The sequence below is a fragment of the Barnesiella intestinihominis YIT 11860 genome, from assembly GCF_000296465.1.
GTDB lineage: Bacteria > Bacteroidota > Bacteroidia > Bacteroidales > Barnesiellaceae > Barnesiella > Barnesiella intestinihominis.
The window spans coordinates 26173-38608 of sequence record NZ_JH815206.1; the positions used below are offsets into that span (position 1 = coordinate 26173).

At 43.6% G+C, this 12436-nt stretch carries 11 protein-coding genes; 3 read left to right on the forward strand and 8 right to left on the reverse strand.

All coding sequences use genetic code 11. The features are described 5' to 3' along the window. Positions 1 to 16 precede the first annotated feature (16 nt). A complete protein-coding gene (locus HMPREF9448_RS12125) occupies positions 17 to 1705 on the reverse strand; it encodes an asparagine synthetase B family protein (RefSeq protein ID WP_008862865.1) in 1689 nt (562 codons plus the stop codon). A gap of 22 nt (positions 1706 to 1727) precedes the next feature. Then, positions 1728 to 1973, reverse strand: coding sequence for a hypothetical protein (locus HMPREF9448_RS12130; protein ID WP_008862866.1), 246 nt, complete (start codon positions 1971 to 1973; stop codon positions 1728 to 1730). 179 nt (positions 1974 to 2152) lie between these two features. Here HMPREF9448_RS12130 and HMPREF9448_RS12135 point away from each other — a divergent pair, with 179 nt between their 5' ends. Together HMPREF9448_RS12135 and HMPREF9448_RS12140 are read left to right on the forward strand one after the other, a co-directional pair. Continuing rightward, a complete protein-coding gene (locus tag HMPREF9448_RS12135; protein WP_008862867.1) occupies positions 2153 to 3346 on the forward strand; it encodes a putative sugar nucleotidyl transferase in 1194 nt (397 codons plus the stop codon). A gap of 314 nt (positions 3347 to 3660) precedes the next feature. Then, the gene (locus tag HMPREF9448_RS12140; protein WP_157260382.1) at positions 3661 to 4122 is read left to right on the forward strand and encodes a hypothetical protein; all 462 of its coding nucleotides are present in this window, start codon (positions 3661 to 3663) and stop codon (positions 4120 to 4122) included. Between the two features lie 314 nt (positions 4123 to 4436). Here HMPREF9448_RS12140 and HMPREF9448_RS12145 read toward each other — a convergent pair whose 3' ends face one another. The 4 genes from HMPREF9448_RS12145 to HMPREF9448_RS12160 all read right to left on the reverse strand — a co-directional run bounded on the left by HMPREF9448_RS12145 (position 4437) and on the right by HMPREF9448_RS12160 (position 9290). Next, the gene (locus HMPREF9448_RS12145) at positions 4437 to 5444 is read right to left on the reverse strand and encodes an acyltransferase family protein (protein ID WP_083855873.1); all 1008 of its coding nucleotides are present in this window, start codon (positions 5442 to 5444) and stop codon (positions 4437 to 4439) included. A 52-nt stretch (positions 5445 to 5496) separates the two neighbouring features. Then, positions 5497 to 6270 carry an acetylglutamate kinase gene (gene argB / locus HMPREF9448_RS12150; protein ID WP_008862870.1) on the reverse strand — a complete coding sequence of 258 codons (774 nt, stop codon included), beginning with the start codon at positions 6268 to 6270 and terminating at the stop codon, positions 5497 to 5499. A gap of 4 nt (positions 6271 to 6274) precedes the next feature. Then, positions 6275 to 7397, reverse strand: a protein-coding gene (prfB, locus tag HMPREF9448_RS12155; protein WP_118686971.1) for a peptide chain release factor 2 whose coding sequence is annotated in 2 segments (ribosomal slippage) — positions 6275 to 7333 and positions 7335 to 7397 — 1122 coding nt in all. Because the reading frame shifts where the segments join, the coding sequence is not laid out codon by codon here. Between the two features lie 84 nt (positions 7398 to 7481). Next, positions 7482 to 9290: an AMP-dependent synthetase/ligase gene (locus HMPREF9448_RS12160; RefSeq protein WP_008862872.1), complete on the reverse strand. Its 1809-nt coding sequence runs from the start codon at positions 9288 to 9290 to the stop codon at positions 7482 to 7484. Positions 9291 to 9567: 277 nt separating this feature from the next. Between HMPREF9448_RS12160 and HMPREF9448_RS12165 the strand changes: the two genes are divergently transcribed. Then, positions 9568 to 10650, forward strand: coding sequence for a M20 family metallo-hydrolase (locus tag HMPREF9448_RS12165; RefSeq protein ID WP_008862873.1), 1083 nt, complete (start codon positions 9568 to 9570; stop codon positions 10648 to 10650). On the opposite strand, the gene HMPREF9448_RS14280 is transcribed toward HMPREF9448_RS12165, so the two are convergent. Together HMPREF9448_RS14280 and HMPREF9448_RS12175 are read right to left on the reverse strand one after the other, a co-directional pair. Beyond that, positions 10639 to 11583, reverse strand: coding sequence for a glycosyltransferase family A protein (locus HMPREF9448_RS14280; protein WP_008862874.1), 945 nt, complete (start codon positions 11581 to 11583; stop codon positions 10639 to 10641). The two genes, HMPREF9448_RS12165 and HMPREF9448_RS14280, sit on opposite strands and share 12 nt — an antisense overlap. A gap of 83 nt (positions 11584 to 11666) precedes the next feature. Continuing rightward, positions 11667 to 12242, reverse strand: a complete 576-nt coding sequence (locus HMPREF9448_RS12175; RefSeq protein ID WP_008862875.1) for a DUF4251 domain-containing protein — start codon at positions 12240 to 12242, stop codon at positions 11667 to 11669. Between the last annotated feature and the right edge of the window lie 194 nt (positions 12243 to 12436).

Sequence of the window (12436 nt, forward strand, 5' to 3'; positions counted from 1 at the left end):
CATGAGCACGATCAATTCAAGTCAAACTTTTCAACTGTAAACACAGAGACAACAACTTCCAAGCCTTTACCGGATCGGAGAAAACTCCGCTTTCAGGATTCTCCCACGCTCTTTCCAACCGGGGATAATCAAACCATTCCGAAACTTGCCCGAATCGCAAATCATGCACCACTTCATCGGCCCAACCTTTTAATTCCGTGGGAATATCATAAAGTCCCTCTACCTCATTTTTGGGAGCAAGCCTTATTTTTTCAGGAAGTAAAGGCATCACGATTTTATCCGAAAACCAAGCCTTTCGATGCTTACCCGAACTTCCATCGGCCAATGCAAAAGCGATTTCGATCAAGTTGTGATTTAAAAAAGCATTCCTGATTTGAACCCCGTAATACATACTCATTTTATCGACACTTCTCAACAAATGTGGTATACGTTCATAGCACAAATCATAAAACCGTAAATTTTCATTTTCCGAAACAAACGAATGTCGATATTCGGGTTTCCGTGCCAATCGCCTGAAATCAGCCGACAGGACCTCCGAAGGGACCAATGATGTAGAACTGTCACCCGGCAACGAAACCCCGCCTAAAAAATGATTAAGTCCCCATCCGCCACTAAGCACCGAAAGTCCGCGCTTGTGCATAACCCTGAAAAAAGCAGAGTAGGTAATTGTGTTCAAACCGTCGATAGGTTCCTCTTGCCATCTCGCCAGATAATCGAGCTCCTTCAACAACATCGATTTGGTAATTTTCACCTGTTCCATTGGCAAAGGTGTCTCCGCAAGCATCTCGGCACTCCACAAAACTCCGCTTTGATGAAGTTTCCCCCGATAATGCATATAGCTCTTCAACGACCTCGGAAGTCCTATTTCCTTCATCAGAGAAATAAATAACGCCGACTCCAAACTACCATTTAACGACAAACCTTTCTCCATTTCTCCCATCAAGCTGTATCCGACACTCCTGTACATCTGTTCCAGAAAAGCCTCCGGCAATCGCTCGGGCGACTCCTCGCTCCACAATGAGACTCTTTTTTCAAACTCATACCAACGTTTCTCTACCAGCGAATAACCATTATAATGCAACAAAAATCCGGCAGGGAGCTGATGCACACCTTCCCAAAAAGTTTCATAAGGACTGCCATAAGTAGAATAGGCCAAGTAACTCGCCCATCGTTCCGCCGACAACAAAGGACGAATTCCACCGGCAAACAAAGCTTTGATTTCGGATGCGAAAAATAAGTTACCTCTTTGGGTGGCATAATACAAGGGTTTTATGCCAAACCGATCTCGGCAAAGCAACAATTCCTCCGACCAGCGATTGTATATAACGATAGAAAAGTATCCCTCGAACCGGTCGAAACAACCATCTCCCCAACGGTCATACGCTTTTGTAATCACCTCGCACATTCCACGAGTCGTAAAAGAATAATAATTTTCGAGCTGGCGCCGGACGTCTTCATAATTAAATATTTCACCATCTAACATAACGACCAATCCGGTATCGTTATCTTCGAACGGTTGTTTAGGAGCCACGGCCATATCGATGGTTTTCATGCGATTATGCATCAATCCCACCCGAGCATCAATAAAAGAAGAGACCCAACTATTAGGAGTCTCTTTCCCTCTGTGATTTTGTGCCGCAGACATATGAAGCAATACTTGCTCCATCAAATCCACCTCTCCCACTATCCCGGCTAATCCGCACATATTTTCTATTCCTCCGATTTTTTTAGTTTTTATCAGCCAAACTGGGTTCACAAACCCGATGGAACAACTCACCCAACGTTCTCGTGCAATCAAAATCCTCAGGAGTAACCTCTACTTGATATTCCTCTTCGAGCATCATAGCCAAAGAAACCTCAAATAAATAATTCCACTCTTCCAGACTTTTATAACGAGTCTCCAAATTCAAAGATTCCCGATCCGTCCGATACAGCATATCGGCCACCAACTGCACAAAACGATTCTTCTCCATATATCCCTTTTTCCCTCATAAACGACTATATGGCCTCATTTGTTCAAAGGATTTCACAAACCGCTGTTCATTCGTTACCTCGCTCTACTGCACACCCCTCTGTATGAAATATTTATTAAAAAAACCGAACCTATTTCTAAGATTTACATTACCTTTGAAGTATCAAATTACATTTGGTTATGAAAAATATCATTCTTTTCGACGTTAATCAACAGCATTTCGATCTTTTACCGCTGGCATTCACCCGTCCGGTTTCGGACATTAGAATAGGAATTCTTACCATACGAGAAAAATGGGAACACCGGTTACCCGGCATGTACTCCTATCTCACACCCGAATATATGGCAGCCAAATATCCGGCGGCTCTCTCGGACGATAACATTTTTATCGCAAGCCACATTCTTCCCGACGATTCATTGGTAAAACAAATATCCGATTTGGATCCCGGAGAAGCCATCGTCTGCAATCAAGAACTGCTTGCATTTCGAGGAAATGAAGCCGATTTCCGAAACGAACGATACAATCGCACGATAGAGTACGACCACACGCTGAAATGTATCCGACATCTTTATGATATATTTCTGATGAACGGAGAATGTCTGGAAGCCGATTTCCGACTCATTACAAACGGACGAACGAGCGAGAAACTCAGCGATTCGAACCGTATCATCGGCGAGCCCTGCTTCCCAGACGGAACTCCCAAGATATTTTTAGAACCGGGAGCACATGCCGAATGTGCAATTTTCAACGTCACAAATGGTCCCATATATTTAGGAAAAGACTGCGAAATCATGGAAGGAAGTTGCATTCGTGCGCCATTCGCTGCCTGCGAACACGCCGTTGTCAACATGGGTACTAAAATTTATGGAGCGACCACGTTGGGGCCATATTGTAAGGTAGGCGGAGAATTGAATAATGTAGTCATGTTCGGATTCTCCAATAAAGCCCACGATGGATTTTTAGGAAATGCCGTTATTGGCGAATGGTGTAACTTGGGCGCCGGAGCTGTATCCTCCAATCTCAAAAACGATTACAGCGAAATTAAATTGTGGAATTATCCTACCCGCCGCTTCCTCCGCACGAACCTGCAATTTTGCGGACTTATCATGGGTGATCACTCCAAAGCCGGAATCAACACCATGTTCAACACAGCGACGGTCGTAGGTGTAGGCGTGAATATACACGGAGCCGGATTTCCACGTAACTTTGTCGCCTCGTTCAGCGAAGGGGGGACCGCCGGATTCACCGACGTACAACTCACCAAATTTTATGCTATCGCCGAGAAAATGATGGCTCGCCGCGGACGCACTTTAACCGATGCCGACAAAACCATTTTCGAAGCTATTTACAATCAAGCGGAACAATTGAAATAAAATCCGTATATTTGCGCAAACAAATAAAACACAAGAGCCTATGTAAATAACTTATCGTTTTTAAGACATATATAAAAGAGCGTTAGCTTTTATTCTTGTATCTCAGAATCTGGAAAATTCTATAAACATTAAGCAAGGATATAGAGTTATAACGCCTGCGTCGCACGACGTGGGCTTAACTTTATTGCTTAATAGGGTATTCCAGAACCTTGAGATACGATAAAGTTAGGTTCCGCGTCTTTTTTATATCCGTCTACAATCCATTTTCAAACAATCCGATTTTGGAACCGGTCGGATATTTACCTTTTTATTTTATGAAACATTTAACATTTCAAATCTCTATCTTTTTACTTTTACTCATCACTTTCACCTCATGCGAGAAAGAATATCCAACCAACGTCGATACCGTATGGACAAGGGGATTGATCAGCGACCAGTCCCCCTTCGAGTTTCTCAATAAGAATATTATCATCTCATGGAATAACGGAAAAGTCGAGGGACAAGAAAACAGAATAACCACCTTTACCGATTTAGGGAAACGGGAAACAGAAGATATAGACCTGAATACCATTGGCATTCCACAAGAAGGAGAATCATACTGTTATCCTCAAATCGGGCATCTTTATTTTGTACATCAAGCATGGAAAAGTTCTTCTCGAATACAGAACCATTGCGGATATTTCTTAGTCATAGAATCTCTCCGAAATCAAGAGGGAATCGTTATTCTTTCATCGGAATATACACCTTCCGGTTGGGAATGGATAGGTCGATACTAAAATTTCACCGAGGGGACTTTATTTAAATAAACGATAACCTATCCTTAACGACAAGGGGCTGTCCAAAAGCAGGATAGCCCCTTGTATTTTCTAAATTATCTCAATTCATTTCGAAATATCTTTTATATTCTTTCCCATAAAAAATGAGCAATATCTATTCATTAACGGTACGAAAGCCGCTATTACCACCAAATTTTATGCTATCGCCGAGAAAATGATGGCTCGCCGTGGACGCACTTTAACCGAGGCCGACAAAACCATTTTTGAAGTTATTTACAACCAAGCAGAAAAATAAAAACCCAACAACTATCGATCTACTCTATTATTCCCGTTGGAGAATAATGGGGTAATTTTTTTGAAAAAGAATCTTTTCCTATCTTTAATCCCCACGAAACGATTATTGCCAACACCAAGTCTGTTAAAAAAACAATACTGTCATACCCCAATCCATTACTGCCAATTACATATTTCCCAATAGGTCTAGCAAATTCCAATAAAGGAAGATGCACTGCAAATATATACAGTGTATTACGACCTAAATAACATAATACCTTAACAAAAACACCCGACAACACAGCACAAAGTATAGCTCCCATCAAGATAAAAAAGATACCCGAAATAGCCGTAAACAAATGAATAATCCTAAATAGCATTTCCTTATCGACATATATCTTTTCCGCACAATAAAACAAGCAAACAAAAGCAATAGCACTCAAAAGGAACAAATATACCTGACACGACTTTTTTAACCGATACAATTGAAACACATATCCTCTTTTATAAAAGAAAAATCCCAAATGCATATATATCATTTCACCTATTCCCCGGCCTAAAAAGAAAGGTAATGACACCTCGTATTTCTCCGCTAACTCCACGATAAAATAAAATACCACAACAACCGTCCCGACAATCCATTCACGTGAAACACATTTTCTTATTCCCGAATAAATAATCGACATCCAAAAAAGGGAAACCAAAAACCAAAGCGGAGTATTAATTATTTCATTATCATAGGGGAACAAATCTACCAAACTCCATAAGTGATTTATTGTAAACCGATGCGACAGCAATAATAGCATCCAATAAAAGCAACAACTCAGTAAAATAAAAAACACATAAGGTAAAAGCAATTGTTTTACTTTCTTCTTAATAATCTCTTTATAAGGTTTATCTACACTTAAAACACATCCTGATAAAAAGAAAAATAGAGGCATGTGAAACGCATAAATCTCACCAAATAAAAATTGACTACAATGTCCCCATACGACCAATAAAATACCCAGTCCCTTCGCTATATCTAAATTCTCATCACGAGTAAATATTCGTAATTTACCCCCCCCCTAATTTAAAATATTTTAACATAATATCCAGTTATTATCCTACAATCCTTGTCCCCCTATCCTTTTGCCCTATACAATCGGCACGAGTAATGATTACCTCGCATACCCCGTGCCGAATAGCCTCGAATGCATTTTCGAGTTTAGGAATCATGCCGCCTTGTATAATTCCTTTCTCTCGATATTCTTGAAATAAAGAAAAATCGATTTCCGGGATAACACTCTCGTCGTCCTTCTCATCTCGCAACACTCCTTTTTTCTCGAAACAATAGACCAGTGAGACATCGTAATAAGGAGCCAAAGCCTTAGCCGTTTCCCCTGCCATAGTATCGGCATTGGTGTTGAGCATAGAGCCTTTACCGTCATGGGTAAGCGGAGCGATTACGGGAACGACTCCCATCTCGATTAGACCTGTAAGCGCTTTGCCGTCGGCATGACGCACATCGCCTACATAACCGTAATCGACCTCTCCTGCCGGACGTTTGTCCGACAACAAAATATTCATGTCGGCTCCCGTCATACCCAAAGCATTCACACCCACTGCCTGTAATCCGGCTACAATGTTTTTGTTTACCAAACCGCCATAAACCATTGTCACCACTTCGAGCATAGATTTATCCGTAATGCGACGACCGCCTACCATTCGGCTCTCTATCCCCAAGCGGGAGGCCATGGCGGTGGCCGACCGACCGCCGCCATGTACCAAGACCTTTCTCCCGGGAATGGCAGCAAAAGCGACAAGCAGGCGACTCAACGTCTCCTGCTCCTCCACTATTTTACCCCCTACTTTTATCAGTGTCAGTTTGTCCATTAGTCTAACCGTTATTTTCTTCCCCGGCAAACTCCATCAAATAGGCTTTGATAAAATCGTCTATCTTACCGTCCATGACGCCCTGCACGTCCGAAGTTTGATAATTGGTACGGTGGTCTTTCACCCGACGGTCGTCGAATACATAACTGCGTATTTGCGACCCCCACTCGATTTTTTTCTTGCCGGCTTCGATTTTAGCTTGTTCGGCCATACGATGTTGCAACTCTTTCTCATACAAAATAGAGCGCAACTGGCGCATGGCATTCTCCCGGTTTTTAGGCTGATCCCGTGTCTCGGTATTCTCGACCAAGATTTCTTCTTCCTCTCCGGTATAAGGGTCTTTGAACTGATAGCGCAACCGCACGCCCGACTCCACCTTATTCACGTTCTGTCCCCCGGCTCCGCTCGATCGGAATGTATCCCACGAAATGTTCGCCGGATTGATATTGATTTCTATCGTATCGTCGACCAACGGTGTGACGAATACCGATGCAAAAGAAGTCATGCGCTTTCCTTGCGCATTATACGGAGATACCCGCACCAACCGGTGCACACCATTCTCGCTTTTCAAATAACCGTATACATAATCACCTTCGATTTGTATCGTCACCGATTTGATACCGGCCTCGTCGCCCTCCAATATATTGGCAATAGAGGCTTTATAGTTATGCTGTTCGCACCATCGCAAGTACATACGCATCAACATCGATGCCCAGTCTTGCGACTCGGTTCCTCCGGCTCCCGAATTGATTTTCAGAACGACACCCAATTTATCCTCTTCCCGACGCAACATATTGCGAAGTTCGAGATTCTCGATAAGCTCCGTAGTGCGTTTGTAAATCTCGTCCACCTCTTCTTCCGACACGATACCTTCTTTCACGAAATCGAAAGCCAGCCTCAATTCTTCCACCGACTTTTCTATTTCGGTATAACTATCTATCCAGAAATGTAAGGCTTTTACTTTCTTCATCTGTGCTTCCGCCTTTTTTTGGTCTTCCCAAAAATCGGGCACATGGGTACGCAACTCTTCCTCTTCTACCTCGATTTTCTTCGAATCGATGTCAAAGATACCTCCTCAACGCCAACTTGCGTTCTTCCGTCTCTTTTAATTGTTCTTGTGTAATCATATTTATAGGCTTCCTTATGATATGACAAAAGGGTGTACAAAAATATACACCCTCTGCCTATTTACCAAATTTCATATTTCGTTTTTAAGCATACATGGCCTCTATCTCGTCTTTATACAATAAATTGATAACCGACCGACGAATTTTCAACGTATTGGTCAACTCGCCCTTTTCCATGCTGAAAGCCTGCGGCAATAGCGTGAACCGCTTGATTTGTTCGAACCGGGCGAAATTCTTTTGCAACGCTTCTATCCGTTCCGAAATAAGAGCCTGTATCTTCTGATTTTTTACCAGCTCTTCCAAATTTCGATATTGTATCTGTTTTTGAGCAGCATACTCTTTCAAAGCCTCATAAGCCGGAATGATAATAGCCGTCACATATTTCCGTTGGTCTCCTATCACCGCCACTTGGTCGATATACTTATCTTCGCCCAGACGAGTTTCCAACGCCTGCGGAGCGATATATTTCCCATTGGACGTTTTGAACAAATCTTTCAAACGCTCGGTCAACACCAATGCCCCTTGTTCGTTTACCTTGCCGGCATCGCCCGTACGGAACCAACCGTCCTCGGTAAAGACTCTGGCCGTCTCTTCGGGTTTACGGTAATAACCCTTCATTACGGTCTTTCCTTTTACCAATATCTCGTTATTCTCACCCAACTTCACCTGAATATCGGGCATTAAAGAACCTACCGTTCCGAATTCATATCCCACCAAATCGAAGCAACTCACCGTCGCTGTCGTCTCGGAAAGGCCATAACCATAAACGATATTGATACCGCAAATATGCAGAAACTCGTTAATCGTGTCGGATAACGGAGCTCCCGCCGTAGGAAAGATATTCCCGTTTTCTACCCCGACAGCCCGACGAATTTTCGAGAAAACGAACTTGTCGTAGAATCTGTATTGGCATTCGAGCCACAGCGGTACACGTTTCCCGGCTCGCAAATATTCCACATTGCGCCGACGACCTATTACGAACGCCCTCTCTGCCAAGCGACGAGCGATACCTTTCATCTTCGACAGGTTATCCTGTATGGCCGAGTAAACCTTCTCCCAAAAACGGGGAACACTGCACATAATAGTCGGCCGTATCTCTCGAATCGTGTTCTGTATATCTTTCGGATCGACATTGATAGCGATACGCATGCCCACGGTCAAACAATAATAAGACCACGCCCGCTCGAACACATGAGTCAACGGAAGGAAACAAAGCGAAACGTCTTTATCCGAACATGTTACTAAACGTTGAAGATGTATACGCATAGCCTCGTCGTAATTGGAATGCGCCAACATAACTCCTTTGGGCTCTCCGGTCGTTCCAGAGGTATAAATCAACGTAGCCAAATCGTCGGGCGAACCGGCATTTCTACGCCGCTCCACTTCTTCGCAGACTTTCTCGTCGGCCGATTTTCCCATTGCTATCAGGTCTTCGAAATAGACAGACGAGCTATCGCTCTCTGCTCGTTTTATATCGGGATCGAAAAGTATCAGCTTTTCCAACGTCGGGCACTCCCGCAAGGCGATAATCGCATTGTCGTACTGCACTTGACCGCCAACGAATAGGAATCGTATCTCTGCCTCATCGATAATATACTTTATCTGATCCAAAGAACTGGTCGGGTAAAGAGGCACTGTCACCGCACGGTTATCGAATGCAGCGAAATCCACGATAAGACCTTCCGGTTTATTCTGTGTATATGTAGAAATATTTTCTTCTTCGCGAATACCCAATATTACCATAGCTTTCGCCATATCCGATACTTGCTCTGCGAAACGGTTCCAAGAAGTAGAAACCCATCGATTGGTTGAATAGTCCTTGTGGCTGAACACCTCACGGTTGCCATATTTTGCAGCCTGCCTGCGGACCAACGAGGTCAATTGATTTACCATAAATATAACTATAAATCTGCGACAAAGTTACAGATTATATCGGTACGATTCCCGTTTTAATAAGTTTTAAGTAGAATATATATTTCATTTTGTTAAGTCGGCATTGCAAAATTCGGCTTTATATCATTTGTACATCAACCTTTCCCCACAAATAAGCGTTCAAATCCGAATAGTTAATATCGGTTAATATTCAAACCCATATCGCCCCCAATAAATCCGGTCAGAAATTATCGAAACCGATAAAAATAAACTACTTTTGTGAAAATCGAAATCGGTAATGAACTTAAAAGACGAACTATATTATTCTGCCATAGATTTGCTACATCGGTTAATCGGGACACCTTCCATCAGTCGGGAGGAAGATGCGGCAGCGCAAATAATCTGTGAGACCTTGCAAAAAAACGGATTCACACCATATCGAACCGGCAATAACATATGGACTTTCGCCCGCGAATTCGATTCAGAAAAACCTACCGTTCTCCTCAACTCGCACATAGATACGGTAAAGCCCACAGACAGTTGGAGTCGCTCGCCCTTTGTCCCGATCGAGGAAGATAACCGGCTATATGGCTTAGGAAGCAACGATGCCGGAGCAAGTGTCGTCTCCTTGTTAAGCGCATTCATTCACCTTTCCGAAACCGAACAGCCCTACAACCTTGTCTTTTTGGCATCCGCCGAGGAAGAAGTCTCCGGGCAAAACGGTATTGTCAAGGCTCTGGAACAACTGCCGACTATCGATTTCGCCGTGGTAGGCGAACCCACGGGTATGCAGCCCGCCGTCTGTGAAAAAGGGTTGCTTGTACTCGATTGTTCCACACATGGAAAGTCGGGACACGCCGCTCGCAACGAAGGAATCAATGCCTTGTACAAAGCCACCGAAACGATCGAAGCCCTACGAACATTCGAGTTTCCGCTCGCTTCCGATTTATTGGGAAAAGTAAAACTGACTGTTACCCAAATTCAGGCAGGAACACAACACAACGTTATCCCCGCCCGTTGCGATTTTGTAGTCGATGTACGCACCAACGACCGCTACACCAATGCCGAAGCCGTCGAGATTCTCAAATCCCGTTTTCCCGAAGTGAAAATCGCGCCTCGCTCCTTACGGCTCAATTCATCGGCAATTTCCATGCAGCACCCGTTTGTCCGCAGAGCACTCCTTGCCGGATATAAACCATTCGGTTCTCCCACCCTCTCCGATCAAGCCCTCATGCCATTCCCCTCGGTAAAAATGGGTCCGGGCGATTCGTCACGCTCGCACACCGCCGACGAATACATTATATTAGAAGAAATACGAGAAGCCATTGAAGTATACATTTGCTTACTCGATCGGCTTCAAATCGAGAAATCAGCGCAATAATCGGTTGACAAGGATAGCCGATCCTCGACCTCCCCAAGAGACATATCGATAAACCATCGGTAAAAACCAGCGCATCGTCCTGTCTTTACCCGCTGTCTCCATCGTCGAGCGATAAATCTCAGTACCCAACGGACTTTTTTCCTTTCGACAAAGTCCGGCCACAACCATTTGTTTATAAAGCAACAATTTATGCAAACGGGCTTTCTGCGCAGAATCGCTTCGCTCCACATCTTCGTGAGCTTGCGCAATCGCTCTTAAAATATCGGGGACATTAGGAACATAACGATAACCAGTAATACTGTCGGCATGGAGATATACATTCACCAACGGAGGTGTTTGAACCCATACGATTCGGTCTGTAAACAGTAACAATTTGATTCCTAAACCCCAATCCTCCCAACGCATATAGTCCTCAGGCCAGCCGCCCACTGCACGCACCACTGCCGTCCGCACCGCATAACGTACCGTACCCAAAGTACTATGGAATAAATGAGGTTCCACCCGGTTGGAGAAAACCGCCTTTGCCGAATAAGGTTTGCCCTGTTCCGGTACAAGCCGTATGGTACACCCCGCGATATCCGCCGATGAATTACTCTCGAAAGCCTGCATATACAGCGAAACTGCCTCGGGAATATACTCGTCGTCGCTATCGAGAAAAGCCACAAACTCCTCCGTCACACAAGCAAGACCTCGGTTTCGGGCTGCCGATGGCCCTCGTTTAGCCTCTTCGACAACCGTTATCCGAAAATCATCGGTCTCATATGCCCCCTTTAACTCCCGGCATAAATCCAACGACCCATCGGTGGAACCGTTATCGACCAATACCACATGGATAGGGCGGTAAGTCTGTGCAACGACAGAATCGAATGTCCGCCGCAACTCCTGTTCCCGATTATACACGGGAATAACTATCCCTATTCCTGCTTGTTTCATCTATGCAAATATAAACAGATTCTGTATGAAAAACATACACATGTATGTTTTTCATACAGAATCCATCTATCTACAACAAAAATCTAAAACGAGGAACCTTTGAAAACAGTTGAATACTCTTTGGGAACAAGTCGTCCCCTCAAAGTAATCCGATTCGAATTATAATTGGGACTAATAACCACGGACGCATAGTTACTCCCTTTGAATAAAAAGATATTGACCGTAGCAGAAATACCGGTTCCCATGACATTCATGGAAAGAGTCGTATTCCCTTTCTTATCCGTCTGTACTTTTACATTCGAAGCACTACCTTCCACAGTTATACCACCCACCCCGTTCGGGCCTCCACCGTTAAACGGAGCTACCTGTACGATCGCCCTATTATCCGACAAAGAAACAAAATTCGTATTGGACGATACGAAAGCAGTCCCGCCTCTTTTAAACAGCAACTGATCTGCTTCCAATACAAAATTCGATTTTTCCAAAGCACTCACCGCATTCTTATAATTAATCGAATCTTGGATAGCAGCCAACTGTTTTTTCAGTTCACGACTGTTTACATTCTCTTGTTTCTCTTTCGTATCTATACGTTTTTCCGACTGAGCATATACCGGCACACCCAGCACCAATATTGTCATAAAAAGAAATAATCTGTTCATATTCCAAATTTTAAATTAACGATAACATAATTGCAAAAAACATGCCACATATAAAATTGAATTGAAGTATATCTTCCGCAAAATCAAATCATTCACACCCTCCACCAATGCATTACTAATCATAGACCGGCAAACGTAGAGCTATCGAATACCGCATTCAGCCGAACCAATAACGGCAATCGAGTAATCTGTAA